Consider the following 15,812-nt stretch of genomic DNA (forward strand, 5'->3'; position numbering starts at 1 on the left):
CCACTGAGCTTAGCGTCGATGCCAAAAGCAGCCGGGCGCCGCGACCAGCGGGCATTCGCAACGAAGGTTTCCCACGATACGCAGCGCTGCTGTATGCTACGGCGTTCACTCCAGGCGACACCGGAGTGCCGGATGCAGCTAGGTTTCGCTGCCTGCAACAAGGTCTTTTCTCTCTCAGCCAAAAGTAGCCATGCACGAACAATACACGCCCCGTGACATAGAAGCCGCCGCCCAGACGTTCTGGGACGAGCAACAATCGTTCGCTGTTACCGAACAGCCAGGCAAAGATACCTACTACTGCCTATCGATGTTCCCGTACCCGAGCGGCAAGCTACACATGGGCCACGTGCGCAACTACACCATCGGTGACGTGATCGCCCGCTACCAGCGCATGCTGGGCAAGAACGTCCTGCAACCGATGGGCTGGGACGCTTTCGGCATGCCTGCTGAAAACGCGGCGATGAAAAACAACGTCGCCCCGGCCAAGTGGACCTACGAAAACATCGACTACATGAAGACCCAGCTCAAGAGCCTGGGTCTGGCCATCGACTGGGCCCGTGAAGTCACCACCTGCAAGCCTGACTACTACCGTTGGGAGCAGTGGCTGTTCACCCGCCTGTTCGAAAAAGGCATCATCTACCGCAAGAACGGCACCGTTAACTGGGACCCGGCTGACCAGACCGTACTGGCCAACGAGCAGGTCATCGACGGCCGTGGCTGGCGCTCGGGCGCGCTGATCGAAAAGCGCGAAATCCCGATGTACTACTTCCGCATCACCGACTACGCCGACGAACTGCTGGAAAGCCTCGACGAACTGCCGGGCTGGCCCGAGCAGGTCAAGACCATGCAGCGCAACTGGATCGGCAAGTCCCGCGGCATGGAAGTGCAGTTCCCGTACGACCAGGCCAGCATTGGCCATGCAGGGGCGCTCAAGGTCTTCACCACGCGCCCTGACACCCTTATGGGCGCCACCTACGTTGCCGTTGCCGCCGAGCACCCGCTGGCCACCCAGGCCGCGCAGGGCAACCCGGCGCTGCAGGCGTTCATCGACGAATGCAAGGGCGGCAGCGTTGCCGAGGCCGACATGGCCACCCAGGAGAAGAAAGGCATGGCCACTTCCCTGCTGGTGGAGCACCCGCTCACCGGCGAGAAGCTGCCGGTCTGGGTCGCCAACTACGTGCTGATGCATTACGGCGACGGCGCCGTCATGGCAGTGCCGGCCCACGACGAGCGCGACTTCGAGTTCGCCCACAAGTACAACCTGCCGGTCAAGGCTGTGGTGCGCACCAGCGCAGGCGATGAAGTGGGCACCGAATGGCAGCCTGCCTACGGCGAACATGGCCAACTGATCAACTCCGGCGAATTCGATGGCCTGGACTTCGCCGGCGCCTTCGATGCCATCGAAGCCGCCTTGCTGCGCAAGGACCTGGGCAAGTCACGCACCCAGTTCCGCCTGCGCGACTGGGGTATCAGCCGCCAGCGCTACTGGGGCTGCCCTATCCCGATCATCCACTGCCCGTCCTGTGGCGACGTTCCAGTGCCGGAAGACCAATTGCCGGTCACCCTGCCAGAAAACGTGGTACCCGACGGTGCCGGCTCGCCGCTGGCGCGCATGCCTGAGTTCTACGCGTGCACCTGCCCTAAATGCGGCGCCGAGGCCAAGCGCGAAACCGACACCATGGACACCTTCGTCGAGTCGTCCTGGTATTTCGCCCGCTACGCCTCGCCCAACTACGAAGGCGGCATGGTAGACCCGAAAGCCGCCAACCACTGGTTGCCGGTCGACCAGTACATCGGTGGTATCGAACACGCCATCCTGCACCTGCTTTACGCACGCTTCTTCCACAAGCTGATGCGCGACGAAGGCCTGGTCACCTCCAATGAGCCGTTCAAGAACCTGCTGACCCAGGGCATGGTGGTGGCCGAAACCTACTACCGTGTGGCCAGCAACGGCGGCAAGGACTGGTTCAACCCGGCCGACGTCGAAATCGAGCGCGATGCCAAGGCCAAGATCATTGGCGCACGCCTGAAAACCGACGGCCTGCCGGTTGAAATCGGCGGCACCGAGAAAATGTCGAAGTCGAAGAACAACGGCGTTGACCCGCAGTCGATGATCGACCAATACGGCGCCGACACCTGCCGCCTGTTCATGATGTTCGCCTCGCCGCCTGATGCCAGCCTGGAGTGGTCCGACTCCGGCGTCGAGGGCGCCAGTCGCTTCCTGCGCCGCGTCTGGCGCCTGGCCCAGGCCCATGTCGCCCAGGGCCTGCCGGGCAAGCTGGACGTCGCCGCCCTGGACGACGCGCAGAAGGTCATCCGCCGCGCCATCCATGCCGCCATCAAGCAGGCCAGCACCGACGTGGGCCAGTTCCACAAGTTCAACACCGCCATCGCCCAGGTGATGACCGTGATGAACGTACTGGAAAAAGCCCCGCAGGCCACCGAACAGGACCGCGCCTTGCTGCACGAAGGCCTGGAAGCGGTAACCCTGCTGCTGGCACCGATCACCCCGCACATCTCGCATGAGCTGTGGCAGCAACTGGGCCACCAGCAGGCGGTAATCGACGCAGGCTGGCCGGCCGTGGACGAAGCTGCCCTGGTGCAGGACAGCATCACCCTGGTGGTGCAGGTCAACGGCAAACTGCGCGGTCAGGTCGAAATGCCGGCCGCCGCCAGCCGCGAGGAAGTCGAAGCCGCCGCTCGCAGCAACGAGAATGTCCTGCGCTTCATCGATGGCCTGACCATCCGCAAGGTCATCGTGGTACCGGGCAAACTGGTCAATATTGTCGCCAACTGATGGCAACGTCGGCCCGCAACCACTGCGGGCCGACGGAACAGGCTCACGAGGGAGCATCAACATGATCAAACGCAATCTGCTGGTAGTCGGCCTGGCGGTCATGCTCAGTGCCTGCGGTTTCCAGCTGCGCGGCACCGGTTCCAACGAACTGAACATCAAGGAAATGGACGTCAGCGCGCGCAACGCGTATGGCCCGACCGTGGTACAGGTACGCCAGGTGCTGGAAAGCAGTGGCGTGAACGTTCACGCGGGCGCACCGTACCGCCTGGCCCTGACCAACGAACAGGAGCGCGAGCGCTCGGTTACCTACAACAGCGGCAACCGCACTGCTGAATTCGAGCTGACCACCGAGCTGGACTACAGCATCCAGGGCCTGAACAACCTGGAACTGCTGAGCGACAAGGTGCAAGTGCGTAAAGTCTATGTGCGTGACGCCTCCAACATCACCGGCTCCGAGCAGGACGCCAAGCGCGCCCGCGACGAGATGCGCCGGGACCTGGTAAACGCCCTGATGGTGCGCCTGCAGAACCTGACGCCGTCGCAGTTGGACGAGCTTCAGCGCAAGGCAGACGCGCGCGCCAAGGCGGAAGCTGAAGCACTGGAGGCTGCTCGCCGCCAGCAGGCCGAGACGCCGCAGCAGTCGCCATTGGAAGTGCCGGGCAACTAAGCCCGTGCAGGGCGCCTTCGGGCGCCCTGCTCATCGCCCATGAAGCTCGCCCCCGCCCAGCTCAACAAACACCTGCAAGGCACTCTGGCCCCGGTCTACGTAGTCAGCGGCGATGACCCGCTGCTGTGCCAGGAGGCCGCCGATGCCGTGCGCAATGCTGCCCGCCAGCAGGGCTTCGATGAGCGCCAGGTGTTCAGCGCCGATGCCAATTTCGATTGGGGCACACTGCTGCAGGCTGGGGCCAGCCTGTCGCTGTTCGCCCAACGCCGCCTGCTGGAGCTGCGCCTGCCATCGGGCAAGCCGGGCGACAAAGGTGCCGCTGCGCTGATCGAGTACTGCAACAACCCTGCTGAAGACACCCTGCTGCTGATCAGCTTGCCCAAGCTGGACGGCAGCGCGCAAAAGACCAAGTGGGGCAAGGCGCTGGTCGAGGGCGCTCACTGCCAGTTCATCCAGATCTGGCCGGTGGACGTGCACCAGTTGCCGCAGTGGATCAACCAGCGCCTGCAGCAGGCTGGCTTGAGCGCACAGCGTGACGCAGTGGACCTCATTGCTGCCCGTGTCGAAGGCAACCTGTTGGCTGCCGCCCAGGAAATCGAAAAGCTCAAGTTGCTGGCCGATGGTAGCCAGATCACGGTTGAAACCGTCCAGGGCGCGGTCGCCGACAGCGCTCGTTTCGATGTGTTTGGCCTGGTCGATGCCATTCTCAACGGCGAAGCGGCCCATGCATTGCGCATGCTCGAAGGGCTCCGCGGGGAAGGCGTGGAGCCACCGGTAATTCTGTGGGCCCTGGCGCGAGAGCTGCGCTTGCTGGCCGGCTTGGCCCAGCAATACAGCCAGGGTGTGCCACTGGACAAAGCGTTCAGCCAGGCGCGCCCGCCCGTATGGGACAAACGCCGCCCGCTGGTTAGCAAGGCCCTGCAACGGCTGACCGCGCAACGCTGGTCACAATTGCTGCAGGACGCCCAGCGCATCGATGCGCAGATCAAAGGGCAAGCCCAAGGCTCGCCCTGGCCCGGCCTGGCACGGCTGTGCCTGCTGATGGCTGGCCAACGCCTCGCCCTGCCGCCCCTGTAGGCGCGAAGGCCACCTTGCAACAGGTCACCCGGGTTGAAGCCGGACCATAAACACAATCAATTAGCCTCACCCGGCTGCAACCCCTACAGTGCGCCGCGAACCCACCCACACCGGGAGCTCCGCCATGAGCAAAAAGCCGAAAAAACACGGCCCCAACAAGGCCAAGTCCATCGTCGCCCAACCGCTGTTCCGCTGCCGCCAGGAACAACCGGAAAAAGGCAAAGGCAGCTACCGCCGCGAAGCCTTCCAATCGAGAGATTGGGAGGCTTCCTACTTTTTGGCTGCATGAAAGCATCCGGGCTGCAGGCATGATATGGTCTTCACCTGACCTGTAATTCTGGATCTGTGCATGCTCCTCCGTCCTCTTCCTCGTTGGGATACCCGCCAGCTGATCGCGGCGTCCAGCTTCATCCTGCTGGTCGCGTGTGCCGAAAAGCCCACGGCAGCCGACGCACTGCAGCTTGCACCTGCGCAACCGGCACCTGTGGTGAACGTGCCTGGCGCTGCACCTGACACCAGCACCGATATCCAACCCCTGCAAACTTTCGCCCAATGGCAGGCAGGCTTCCGCCAACAGGCCCTGCAAGCGGGTATCGCCCCGTCCACGTTCGACCGCGCCTTCATTGGCGTCACACCCGACATGGACGTGATCAAGGCCGATCGCAGCCAGCCCGAGTTCAGCCGACCAGTGTGGGAGTACCTCGAGGGCGCGCTGTCCCCTCTGCGGGTGCGCAACGGCAAAAAACTGTTGGAGCAGAACGCCGAGCTGCTGACCCGCATCGAGCAGCGTTATGGCGTGGACCGCCAGGTACTGGTTGCGGTCTGGGGCATGGAGAGCAATTTCGGCCAGTTCCAGGGCAACAAGTCCGTTATCCGCTCACTGGCCACCTTGGCTTACGAAGGCCGCCGCCCGCAGTTCGCCCAGGACCAGCTGATTGCCGCGCTGCAGATCATCCAGCACGGCGATATCCAGCCAGAGGCCATGCGTGGCTCCTGGGCCGGCGCCATGGGCCAGACCCAGTTCATCCCCACCACCTACAACACCCACGCCGTGGACTTCGACGGTGATGGCCGCCGTGACATCTGGAACAGCACACCCGATGCGCTGGCCTCCACGGCCCACTACCTGCAAAGCTCAGGTTGGAAGCGCGGTCAGCCATGGGGCTTCGAAGTGCAGGTGCCGGCCGGCTTCGACTACTGGCAGGCAGACGGCACCCAGCGCAAGCCGGTAGCCGAATGGCTGGAGATGGGCGTGAAACTGCCCGCAGGCACGCAATTGCCGGCCGGCAGCAACCAGCTGTCGGCAGCCCTGCTGCTGCCCGCAGGTGCCAAAGGCCCCGCGTTTCTGGTGCTGGACAACTTCCGCGCCATTCTCAAGTACAACAATTCTTCGGCTTACGCGCTGGCAGTGAGCCTGTTGGGTGACCGCTTCACCGGCTGGGGTTTCATTGCCGGTAGCTGGCCGAAAGAGGACCTGCCCCTGAGCCGCAGCGAGCGTGTGGAGCTGCAAAACCTGCTCAATGCCAGAGGGCATGAGGCGGGCAACGCGGATGGCATCATCGGCGCCAATACCCGTAAGGCAATACGCACCGCCCAGCAAGAGCTGGGGTGGCCGGCAGACGGCTACCCGACCCAGAAGCTGCTCGAAAGCTTGCGCCAGCAGTAACGCTACCGGGCTGCGGCGCTACCCTGCAGCCCCGGCACGCTCACACCTCGAACAGGTTCTGCTCCAGCACCAGCGCCTGAGCATCGCTGTCCAGGGTCACCCGTGCGCCAAGCGGCAGGCACACGTTGGGGTCGCAGTGGCCGCTGCGCCACCCCGCCAGCACCGGCACACCCAACGGCGCAAATGTATCACGCAGTAACGGCGTCAACGCCGCCGTGGTGATGCCGGCAAAGTCACCCACCAATACCCCTTTCACCCCCTGCAGCTTGCCCGCCAGACGCAACTGGGTCAGCAGGCGATCAACCCGGTAGAGCGGCTCATTGACGTCTTCGATGAACAGGATGCAGCCCTGGGTGTCTAGCTCCGCCAGCGTGCCCATCGTCGCGCCCAGCATCGACAGGTTGCCACCCAGCAGCGGCCCGCTGGCAGCACCTGGCAGTACGGTCGTCAGCGCGAAGTCAGCTGGGTGCACGATCGGCTCCCCTGCCCTCACCAGCCCGCCCAATTGTGCCAACAGCGACGCCTCGGTGGGTGCCCGCTTGGCACCCAGCAAGTCGGCATTGAGCATGCCACCGTGGAAGGTAATCAACCCCGTGTGCCGGTAGAAAGCGGTGTGCAGCGCCGTGATGTCGCTGTAACCGATCAAAGGTTTAGGGTTGCCCCGCACCTGCTCGAAATCGAGCTGATCGAGCAGGCGCATACTGCCGTAGCCCCCGCGCATGCACAAAATGGCATCGACCTCAGGGTCGGCAAACGCACCCTGCAGGTCGTGCAACCGCTGGCTGTCCGCGCCCGCCAGGTACCCCTCGGCCTGGATGGCGCCCGGGAAAACACGGCAGCGGTAACCGCGATCGGCAAACCACTGCATCGCCTTCTGCGTGTCCAGGCGTGCCGGGCCCGCAGGGGCAACCACCGCAAAACAGCTACCCGGGCGGACCGGCCTGGGCAACGCAGTGGCAAGGGCTTCAACACAGTTCATCATGCAACTCCGAATAGCGTATGCCCGACAGCTTAAGGCCTGTGAGCCGCAAAAAAAATGCCGATGCTACCCCAGGGCGCACCGGCATTTTTGCACACGCTATAACTCAGAGCTTGATCTTGGCTTCGTGCGCCTGCTGGTCGGCATGGTAGGACGAGCGCACCAGTGGCCCGGACGCAACGTTCTTGAAGCCCATCTTGTAGCCTTCCTCGGCGAACCAGGCAAAGGTATCCGGGTGCACGAAACGCTGCACCGGCAAGTGGCTGCGGGACGGTTGCAGGTACTGGCCCAGGGTGAGCATGTCGATGTCATGCTCGCGCATGCGGTGCATCACCTCGATGACTTCTTCGTCGGTTTCACCCAGGCCCAGCATCAGGCCCGACTTGGTCGGTACATGGGGCACCAACTGCTTGAACTTCTGCAGCAGGTCCAGGGACCAGTCGTAGTCCGAACCGGGGCGCGCGGCCTTGTACAGGCGCGGTACGGTTTCAAGGTTATGGTTGAACACGTCTGGCGGCTCTTGCGCGGTGATTTCCAGCGCAACGTCCATGCGGCCGCGGTAGTCCGGCACCAGGGTTTCCAGCTGCACACCCGGCGACAGGGCACGAATTTCGCGGATGCAGTCGGCAAAGTGCTGGGCACCACCGTCACGCAGGTCATCACGGTCTACGGAGGTGATGACCACGTACTTGAGCCGCAGGTCGGCGATGGCAACGGCCAGGTTCTTCGGCTCGTCCACATCCAGTGGCTTCGGCCGACCATGCCCCACGTCGCAGAACGGGCAGCGACGGGTGCAGATGTCGCCCATGATCATGAAGGTGGCGGTGCCGCCCGAGAAGCACTCGCCCAGGTTAGGGCAAGAGGCCTCTTCGCAGACGCTGTGCAGCTTGTGCTTGCGCAGCAGTTGCTTGATACGGTCCACCTCGGGCGATACCGGGATGCGCACACGAATCCAGTCGGGCTTCTTCGGCAGCTCGTCGGTGGGGATGATCTTCACCGGAATGCGGGCTACTTTTTCGGCACCCCGCAGCTTGACCCCGGCTTCCACCTTTTTTGGCGCCGGGCGTGGGGTGACGTCCTGGGTAGGGATCAGGTTCGGCACGGCTTCTTGCACAATAGTCATATTCAGTCGATTCCGCCCGTGAGGGTCGTCTGCTCAGCGTAGTCGAGGTGCTTGACCAGCTGTCCGCGCAGCCTCGTCCTGACCTCGTCGAGTTCGATCGGGCCTGCCAGGTCACGCAGCTGGGTCATGGCCAGCCCCGCATAACCGCAGGGGTTGATTCGGCGGAATGGCGCAAGGTCCATGTCCACGTTCAGGGCAAGGCCATGAAACGAACGGCCGTTGCGAATGCGCAGGCCGAGGGAGGCAATCTTGGCTCCGTCGACGTAGACACCCGGCGCGTCGGGCTTGGCGGCAGCCTGCACGGCGTAACTGCCCAGCAAGTCGATCAAGGTGCGCTCGATGCGGCTCACCAGGTCACGCACACCAAACCCAAGCCGACGCACATCCAGCAGCAGGTAGGCCACCAGTTGCCCGGGGCCATGGTAGGTCACCTGGCCACCGCGGTCGGTCTGCACCACCGGGATGTCGCCCGGCACCAGCAGGTGCTCGGCCTTGCCAGCCTGGCCCTGGGTGAACACCGCTGGGTGCTCGACCAGCCAGACTTCGTCCTGAGTATCCGGGCCGCGCTGCTCGGTAAAGCGCCGCATGGCCTCCAGCACCGGTTCATAGGGCTGCAGGCCAAGCTCGCGAAAACCGAGACAGCCGGGCATCACAGTACCATTTTCACGATGCCGGTCGCGCGCAAGGCGCTGTTGATATCGTGCAGCTGGTTTTCGCTTTCCGCCACGATGTGCAACTGCACGGTGGTGTACTTGCCTTCCTTGCTTTGCCGCTCGGCCAACGTGGACAGATCGACCTTGGCGTACTTGCTGAGGATTTCGATCACGGTGTCCTTGAAGCCGACAACGGTGTCGCCAATGACCTTGATCGGGTAATCGGCGCAGGGGAATTCGATTTTATGGGATTTGACGTCTGGTTCGCTCATGGCGGAAACGGCCTCACAAGCCGTGGCAACAACAACGCCCCCGCGGCTGCGCGGGGGCGTGCAGGTCACGTATCAGTTGAACAACCCGAAGAAGAATAGGCGGATGCTATCCCACATACGGCGGAAGATACCACCTTCCTCGACGCCATCGAGGGCGATCAGGTCGGCGCTGTGAACCACTTTGTCGTCCAGTTTGACTTCGACCTTACCAATCACGTCGCCTTTGGCGATGGGGGCAGTCAGCTGCGGGTTCATGGTCATCGAAGCCTGCAGGCGCTTGAGCTGGCCTTTAGGCATGGTCATGGTCAGGTCTTCTGCCAGGCCGGCCTTCACTTCGCTGGTAGCACCCTTCCACACCGGGGCCTTGGCCAGTTCGGTACCCTTCTGGTAGAAGGTCTGGGTTTCGAAGAAGCGGAAGCCGTAGGTCAGCAGCTTCTGGGTTTCAGCAGCGCGGGACTGCTCGCTGTTGGTACCGAACACCACGGCAATCAGGCGCTGGCCGTCACGTACGGCGGAGGCCACCATGCAGTAGCCGGCTTCCTCGGTGTGGCCGGTTTTCAGGCCGTCGACCGTCTTGTCGCGCCACAGCAGCAGGTTGCGGTTAGGCTGCTTGATGTTGTTCCAGAAGAACTCTTTTTGCGAGTATATGGCGTAGTGGGCCGGGTCGACGTTGATGATCGCACGGGCCAGGGTCGCCATGTCGTGGGCAGAGGAATAGTGCTCTGGGTTCGGCAGGCCGGTGGGGTTCATGAAGTGGCTGTTGGTCATGCCCAGGTCGGCAGCCGTCTTGTTCATCATGTCGGCGAAGGCATCTTCGCTGCCGGCGATGTGCTCGGACAGGGCCACAGACGCGTCGTTGCCCGACTGAATGATGATGCCGTGCAGCAGGTCGCTGACGGTGACCTGGCTGCCCACCTTGATGAACATGCGCGAACCACCGGTACGCCAGGCGTTCTCGCTGACGGTAACGGGGTCGTTTTCACCAATTTGGCCACGACGGATGTCCAGGGTGGCGATGTAGGCGGTCATCAGCTTGGTCAGGCTGGCTGGCGGCAGGCGCTCGTCACCGTTGTTCTCGACCAGCACGTTGCCGCTGGACGCGTCCATGAGTACATAGGACTTGGCTGCCAACTGGGGTGGTGCCGGGGTCATCTGCTCGGCCGCGAAGGCGGCCGGCGTGATCATCAGCAGTACGGGCAGGCAAAGTCGTTTGGCAAGGTTGGTGATATTCATCCGTCTCTCGAAAATCGCTAATGGTCTGAGATGTTTCCTGGGCAAGCGCATGCGCCCAGCACCCGTCATTCTGCTTGTATGGCCGTCGGCCTGATGCGGCATCATGCCGCTGCGGGCAAAACCGGCATTGTACATGGCCGGCACCGGCAGTTCATGACAAAAGCGGCAAGCTGCAAGCTTCAAGCTGCAAGAAAAGGCAGATTGGCTTTTCCTTGCGGCTTGCAGCTTGCGGCTTGCAGCTGGCGGCGTGCCGCCTGCCGCCCGCCGGTCAGTCTGTGACCAGCTTGGCCTGGCCCAAGTTCGCCAGGCGGATGCTGTTCTGCGCCTGCTGGATTTCACCTTGGCTGTTGATCGGCCCCAGGCGCACGCGGTGCAGGGTCTGCTGGTTGCGTACGATCGAGCTGATGAACACGGGCGCGCTGACCATGCTGCTCAACTTCGAGCGCAACAGCTCGGCGGCGTCCGGGTTGGCGAAGGCCCCCACCTGCAGGAAGCTGCCGGCGTTGCCACCCGGCACGTTGTTGCCACCCACCTGCACCGGCACCACAGGCGCCGCGTGCTGCTGCGGCGGCGGGGTCCACTGCTCTACACGCCCGGTGTTGGCCGGCATGGCCTGGGTCTGGGCTACCTGCGGCTCCTTGAGCACCAATGGCGGGGTCTGTCCACGCTGGGCCCACCACTGCTGAGGGTCGATGCCTTCCACACGCACGTGCGCGGTGCCGGTTTCGGCGTAGCCAAGCTTTTTCGCAGCCGCATACGACAAGTCGATGATGCGGTCCGAGTAGAACGGGCCACGGTCATTTACCCGCAGGATGACGCTGCGGCCGTTGGCCAGGTTGGTGACCCGCACATAGGCAGGCAGCGGCAACGTCTTGTGCGCGGCGCTCATGCCGTACAGGTCATACAGCTCGCCGTTGGCGGTGTTCTGGCCATGGAACTTGGTGCCGTACCAAGACGCAGTACCCTCGGCGCGGTAGTTGCGCGCATCCTGCATCGGGTAGTAGGTCTTGCCCAGCACCGTGTACGGGTTGGCCTTGTAGTTGCCGGTGTGCACGGTGGGGGTGGCGTCCGGGATTTTGTTGACATCCACATCCCACCAGGGCGCGCCGTCTTTGTGCGCCCGGTTGATGTCAAGGCCAGGCTGGCTGCGCACCACATTACCACCGCTGCTTTGCGGTGCCGGGCGGCTGGAGGAGCAGCTGGCCAGCACCAGGCCGACGGCCAGGCAGGTGAACAGCTTGAAAGAAGTGGCAGAGATGATTGCGCGCATTTACTTGACGCCCCGTGCTTGGACCAGCTGTTCCGAAAGCTGATGCACCGCCATGGCATACATCACGCTGCGGTTGTAGCGAGTGATCGCATAAAAGTTCTTCAGGCCCAGCCAGTACTCAGGGCCGTTTTCACCCTCCAGGCGGAAGGCGGTTACTGGCAGATCGTCACGCAGCGCATCATGAACCGACCAGCCAAGGGCACGCAACTGCCCCACTGTGCTCGCCGGTTCGATGCCGGTGGTCAGGCCCTGGTCGGCACGCTCACCCTGCACCGTGGCACGGCTGACTACGCCTTGTCCGGCAACCCAGCCATGGCGCTTGAAGTAGCTGGCAACGCTGCCAATCGCATCGTCCGGGTTGGTCCAGATGTTGATGTGGCCGTCGCCGTCGAAGTCCACCGCGTAGTTGCGAAAGCTGCTCGGCATGAACTGCGGCAGCCCCATGGCGCCGGCATACGAGCCCTTCAGCGTAAGCGGGTCCAGCTGCTCATCGCGGGCCAGCAGCAAGAACTCGCGCAATTCCTTGCGGAAGAACTCCGCCCGTGGCGGGTAATCGAAGCCCAGGGTCGACAGGGCATCGATCACCCGGTAGTTGCCGGTGTTGCGGCCAAAGAAGGTTTCCACGCCGATGATGGCGACGATGTACTGCGCCGGCACGCCATATTCCTGCTCGGCCCGCGCCAGTACCGCCTCATGCTGCCGCCAGAAGTCCACGCCCCGCGCGATGCGGGCATCGGTGAGGAACATCGGCCGGTATTCCTTCCACGGCTTGACCCGTTCGGCCGGCCGCGAAATGGCGTCAAGAATCGACTGCTTGCGCTGCACTTCACGGAACACGCCCATCAGTTGCTCGGGGGCAAAGCCATAGTCGCGGCTCATCTCGGCAACCAGCTCGGCCACCTGGGGCGAATGCTCATAGTCGCCGGCATGGGCCAGCTGTACAGCGCCGAACAGGCCCACCGCACCAAACCACGGCGCACAACGGGCAGCCCAGTTACGCACTGCTTGCATCAAATTCTTCACCTTTTTCAAACCTGTGCGATCCATTTGCGGTGCGTATGGATCGACATCAAAACGCCAAACGCTGACAGCAGCGTCACCAATGAAGTTCCGCCATAGCTGATGAAGGGCAGCGGTACGCCTACTACCGGCAGAAGGCCGCTCACCATGCCGATATTGACGAATACGTATACAAAGAATGTCATGGTCAGGCTGCCGGCCAGCAGCTTGCCGAACAGGGTCTGGGCCTGGGCGGTGATCATCAGGCCGCGGCCGATCAGCAGCAGGTACACGATCAACAGCAGGCAAATACCCACCAGGCCGAATTCCTCGCCGAGCACGGCGATGATGAAGTCGGTGTGGCTTTCGGGCAGGAAGTCCAGGTGCGACTGGGTGCCCAGCAGCCAGCCTTTGCCAAATACCCCGCCCGAGCCGATCGCCGCCTTGGACTGGATGATGTTCCAGCCGGTACCCAGGGGGTCGCTCTCCGGGTCCAGGAAGGTCAGCACGCGCTGTTTCTGGTAGTCGTGCATCACGAAGAACCACATCGCCACGGCCACCGGCACCGTGGCGGCCAGCACGCTGAGAATCCAGCGCCAGCGCAGGCCACCCATGAACAGCACGAAAGCCCCGGATGCCAGAATCAGCAGCGCGGTGCCCAGGTCTGGCTGGCGCACGATCAGGATGAACGGCACGCCGATCAGCACCAGGCTGATGGCCACGTGCTTCAAATGGGGCGGCAGCGTGCGCTTGGACAGGTACCAGGCGATGGTCGCCGGCATGATGATTTTCATGAACTCCGAAGGCTGGAAGCGTATGACCCCCGGAATGTTGATCCAGCGGGTCGCACCCATGGCGTTATGGCCCATGACGTCCACCACCACCAGCAGCAACACCCCCGTGAGGTAGGCCAGCGGCACCCAGCGGGCCATGAAACGCGGCTCCAGTTGGGCGATGACGAACATGGACACCAGCCCGATGCCGAACGAGGTGGCCTGCTTGAGCAGCAGGTCCCAGTTCTTGCCACTGGCCGAATACAGCACGAACAGGCTGCCCGCCGCCAGGGTGAGCAGAATGATCAGCAGAGGGCCGTCAACGTGGATGCGCTGCAGGAAGCTGGCGCGGCGACGCATCACATCCTCGCTGGAGAGCATGCGGTCGAAATTGTTCATCACAGGGGCGATTCCTGGGTAACGGTGGCAGGTGCGAGCTCAGGCTTGAGCCGCCCATTTTCATCGAGCAACCAGGCATCCATGATCTGGCGTACCACCGGCGCCGCCACACCCGACCCCGACTCGCCGTTCTCGACCATGACCGACACCACGATCTTCGGGTCGTCAGCCGGCGCAAAGGCGACGAACAGCGCGTGGTCGCGGTGGCGCTCCTGAAGCTTGTTGCGGTCGTACTTCTCGCCCTGCTTGATGGCCACTACCTGGGCGGTACCGCTTTTGCCGGCAATGCGGTACTGGGCGCCGAGGGCTGCCTTGCGCGCGGTGCCGCGGGCGCCATGCATCACCTGCTCCATGCCGTGGGTAACCCTGCCCCAGTCGGCCTTGTCGCGCAGCACGATGTTGTCCATGGGGTTTTCGTCCACCGGTGGCTGGCCTTCGATGGTCTTGGCCAGGTGCGGGCGGTTCCATACCCCCTTGTTGGCGATCAGCGCCGTGGCCTGGGCCAGCTGCAGAGGCGTTGCCTGCATGTAGCCCTGGCCAATGCCCAGAATGAGGGTTTCACCCGGGAACCACGCCTGCCTGCGGGTGGCGCGTTTCCATTCGCGGGACGGCATCAACCCGGCAGACTCCTCGAACATGTCCAGCGACACCCGCTGGCCGATGCCGAACTTGCCCATGTAGCTCGACAGCCTGTCGATGCCCATCTTGTGCGCAAGGTCATAGAAGTAGGTGTCGTTGGAACGCATGATCGCGGTGTCCAGGTCTACCCAGCCGTCGCCGGTGCGGTTCCAGTTACGGTATTTGTGGTCGTAATTGGGCAGTTGGTAGTACCCCGGGTCGAACACCCGGCTGCTGGCGTTGACCACGCCGCTGTCCAGGCCGGCAATGGCCACGGCAGGCTTGATGGTCGACCCCGGCGGGTAAAGGCCACGCAGAATGCGGTTGAACAGTGGCCGGTCGATCGAATCGCGCAGCTCGGCATAGGCCTTGAAGCTGATGCCGGTAACGAACAGGTTGGGGTCGAAGCTCGGCTGGCTGACCATGGCCAGCACCTCGCCCGTGCGCGGGTCCAGCGCCACCACGGCGCCACGTCGGCCCGCCAGGGCAGCCTCGGCGGCTTCCTGCAGCTTGATGTCCAGGCTCAGCACAATGTCCTTGCCCGGCTTGGGGTCGGTGCGCTTGAGTACCCGCAGTACACGGCCACGGGCGTTGGTCTCGACCTCTTCATAGCCCACCTGGCCGTGCAACGCATCTTCGTAGAACCGCTCGACACCGGTCTTGCCGATGTGATGGGTACCGCTGTAGTTCACCGGGTCGAGGGTTTTCAGCTCTTTCTCGTTGATGCGCCCCACGTAGCCTACCGAGTGGGCGAAGTGCGCACCCTGGGGGTAATGCCGCACCAGTTGGGCAACCACCTCCACCCCAGGCAGGCGAAACTGGTTCACGGCCACCCGGGCGATCTGCTCTTCGTTCAACTCGAACAGGATGGGCACCGGCTCGAACGGCCGGCGGCCCTGGCGCATGCGCTTCTCGAACAGGGCACGGTCGTCGGGGGTGAGTTCCAGCACCTCGACGATGCTGTCCAGCACCTCCTGCCAGTTGCCGGCACGTTCGCGGGTCATGGACAAACTGAAGCTAGGGCGGTTGTCGGCGACGACCACCCCGTTGCGGTCGAAGATCAGCCCGCGGGTGGGCGGGATCGGCTGCACATGCACCCGGTTGTTCTCCGACAGCGTCGAATGGTAGTCGTACTGGATGATCTGCAGGTAATACAGCCGCGCAATCAGCACGCACACCAGCAGCATGACCGCCACGGCGCCGACCACGACGCGGTTGCGCACAAGACGGGCGTCTTTCTCGTGGTCCTTGAGGCGGATCGGCTGCGACATCGGGCTGCTTACAGG

At 63.3% G+C, this 15,812-nt stretch carries 14 protein-coding genes; 5 read left to right on the plus strand and 9 right to left on the minus strand.

Features of this window, described 5'->3' with window-relative positions:
• Nucleotides 1–190 precede the first annotated feature (190 nt).
• From leuS to PPA02S_RS12365, 5 genes are all read left to right on the plus strand, one after another.
• The gene (leuS, locus tag PPA02S_RS12345) at nt 191–2,797 is read left to right on the plus strand and encodes a leucine--tRNA ligase (RefSeq protein ID WP_028632744.1); all 2,607 of its coding nucleotides are present in this window, start codon (nt 191–193) and stop codon (nt 2,795–2,797) included.
• A gap of 61 nt (nt 2,798–2,858) precedes the next feature.
• Entirely contained in the window at nt 2,859–3,464 is a 606-nt protein-coding gene (locus PPA02S_RS12350; protein ID WP_028632745.1) for an LPS-assembly lipoprotein LptE, read from the plus strand.
• A 39-nt stretch (nt 3,465–3,503) separates the two neighbouring features.
• Nucleotides 3,504–4,541, plus strand: a complete 1,038-nt coding sequence (gene holA / locus PPA02S_RS12355) for a DNA polymerase III subunit delta (protein ID WP_028632746.1) — start codon at nt 3,504–3,506, stop codon at nt 4,539–4,541.
• Nucleotides 4,542–4,665: 124 nt separating this feature from the next.
• The gene (gene arfA, locus PPA02S_RS12360) at nt 4,666–4,830 is read left to right on the plus strand and encodes an alternative ribosome rescue factor ArfA (protein WP_028632747.1); all 165 of its coding nucleotides are present in this window, start codon (nt 4,666–4,668) and stop codon (nt 4,828–4,830) included.
• 60 nt (nt 4,831–4,890) lie between these two features.
• Complete coding sequence (locus PPA02S_RS12365) at nt 4,891–6,207, plus strand: lytic murein transglycosylase (RefSeq protein ID WP_028632748.1); 1,317 nt, start codon at nt 4,891–4,893, stop codon at nt 6,205–6,207.
• A gap of 40 nt (nt 6,208–6,247) precedes the next feature.
• On the opposite strand, the gene PPA02S_RS12370 is transcribed toward PPA02S_RS12365, so the two are convergent.
• From PPA02S_RS12370 to mrdA, 9 genes are all read right to left on the minus strand, one after another.
• Nucleotides 6,248–7,186, minus strand: a complete 939-nt coding sequence (locus tag PPA02S_RS12370; RefSeq protein ID WP_028632749.1) for a S66 peptidase family protein — start codon at nt 7,184–7,186, stop codon at nt 6,248–6,250.
• Between the two features lie 106 nt (nt 7,187–7,292).
• Nucleotides 7,293–8,309: a lipoyl synthase gene (gene lipA / locus PPA02S_RS12375; protein ID WP_028632750.1), complete on the minus strand. Its 1,017-nt coding sequence runs from the start codon at nt 8,307–8,309 to the stop codon at nt 7,293–7,295.
• A gap of 2 nt (nt 8,310–8,311) precedes the next feature.
• Nucleotides 8,312–8,959, minus strand: coding sequence for a lipoyl(octanoyl) transferase LipB (gene lipB, locus PPA02S_RS12380; RefSeq protein ID WP_028632751.1), 648 nt, complete (start codon nt 8,957–8,959; stop codon nt 8,312–8,314).
• Nucleotides 8,959–9,234 carry a DUF493 domain-containing protein gene (locus tag PPA02S_RS12385; protein ID WP_028632752.1) on the minus strand — a complete coding sequence of 92 codons (276 nt, stop codon included), beginning with the start codon at nt 9,232–9,234 and terminating at the stop codon, nt 8,959–8,961. Before PPA02S_RS12385 ends, lipB begins: the two co-directional genes overlap by 1 nt.
• Before the next feature lie 72 nt (nt 9,235–9,306).
• A complete protein-coding gene (locus PPA02S_RS12390; protein ID WP_028632753.1) occupies nt 9,307–10,467 on the minus strand; it encodes a D-alanyl-D-alanine carboxypeptidase family protein in 1,161 nt (386 codons plus the stop codon).
• A gap of 268 nt (nt 10,468–10,735) precedes the next feature.
• Nucleotides 10,736–11,737, minus strand: coding sequence for a septal ring lytic transglycosylase RlpA family protein (locus tag PPA02S_RS12395; RefSeq protein WP_028632754.1), 1,002 nt, complete (start codon nt 11,735–11,737; stop codon nt 10,736–10,738).
• Nucleotides 11,738–12,748, minus strand: coding sequence for a lytic murein transglycosylase B (mltB, locus tag PPA02S_RS12400; protein ID WP_028632755.1), 1,011 nt, complete (start codon nt 12,746–12,748; stop codon nt 11,738–11,740).
• A gap of 17 nt (nt 12,749–12,765) precedes the next feature.
• Nucleotides 12,766–13,869: a rod shape-determining protein RodA gene (rodA, locus tag PPA02S_RS12405; RefSeq protein ID WP_042139378.1), complete on the minus strand. Its 1,104-nt coding sequence runs from the start codon at nt 13,867–13,869 to the stop codon at nt 12,766–12,768.
• 38 nt (nt 13,870–13,907) lie between these two features.
• On the minus strand, nt 13,908–15,797 hold the full coding sequence (gene mrdA, locus PPA02S_RS12410; protein WP_028632756.1) for a penicillin-binding protein 2: 1,890 nt from the start codon (nt 15,795–15,797) through the stop codon (nt 13,908–13,910).
• Nucleotides 15,798–15,812 lie beyond the last annotated feature (15 nt).

Source organism: Pseudomonas parafulva NBRC 16636 = DSM 17004 (assembly GCF_000730645.1).
Taxonomy (GTDB): Bacteria; Pseudomonadota; Gammaproteobacteria; order Pseudomonadales; family Pseudomonadaceae; genus Aquipseudomonas; species Aquipseudomonas parafulva.

What these genes read in the sequence shown, in the direction of transcription:
- lipB (WP_028632751.1), bottom strand. Translation starts at nt 8,959, where the DNA reads ATGCCCGGCTGTCTCGGTTTTCGCGAGCTTGGCCTGCAGCCCTATGAA.
- lipA (WP_028632750.1), bottom strand. Translation starts at nt 8,309, where the DNA reads ATGACTATTGTGCAAGAAGCCGTGCCGAACCTGATCCCTACCCAGGAC.
- arfA (WP_028632747.1), top strand. Translation starts at nt 4,666, where the DNA reads ATGAGCAAAAAGCCGAAAAAACACGGCCCCAACAAGGCCAAGTCCATC.
- mrdA (WP_028632756.1), bottom strand. Translation starts at nt 15,797, where the DNA reads ATGTCGCAGCCGATCCGCCTCAAGGACCACGAGAAAGACGCCCGTCTT.
- PPA02S_RS12370 (WP_028632749.1), bottom strand. Translation starts at nt 7,186, where the DNA reads ATGAACTGTGTTGAAGCCCTTGCCACTGCGTTGCCCAGGCCGGTCCGC.
- PPA02S_RS12385 (WP_028632752.1), bottom strand. Translation starts at nt 9,234, where the DNA reads ATGAGCGAACCAGACGTCAAATCCCATAAAATCGAATTCCCCTGCGCC.
- PPA02S_RS12350 (WP_028632745.1), top strand. Translation starts at nt 2,859, where the DNA reads ATGATCAAACGCAATCTGCTGGTAGTCGGCCTGGCGGTCATGCTCAGT.
- PPA02S_RS12365 (WP_028632748.1), top strand. Translation starts at nt 4,891, where the DNA reads ATGCTCCTCCGTCCTCTTCCTCGTTGGGATACCCGCCAGCTGATCGCG.
- PPA02S_RS12390 (WP_028632753.1), bottom strand. Translation starts at nt 10,467, where the DNA reads ATGAATATCACCAACCTTGCCAAACGACTTTGCCTGCCCGTACTGCTG.
- rodA (WP_042139378.1), bottom strand. Translation starts at nt 13,869, where the DNA reads ATGCGTCGCCGCGCCAGCTTCCTGCAGCGCATCCACGTTGACGGCCCT.
- PPA02S_RS12395 (WP_028632754.1), bottom strand. Translation starts at nt 11,737, where the DNA reads ATGCGCGCAATCATCTCTGCCACTTCTTTCAAGCTGTTCACCTGCCTG.
- mltB (WP_028632755.1), bottom strand. Translation starts at nt 12,748, where the DNA reads ATGCAAGCAGTGCGTAACTGGGCTGCCCGTTGTGCGCCGTGGTTTGGT.
- leuS (WP_028632744.1), top strand. Translation starts at nt 191, where the DNA reads ATGCACGAACAATACACGCCCCGTGACATAGAAGCCGCCGCCCAGACG.
- holA (WP_028632746.1), top strand. Translation starts at nt 3,504, where the DNA reads ATGAAGCTCGCCCCCGCCCAGCTCAACAAACACCTGCAAGGCACTCTG.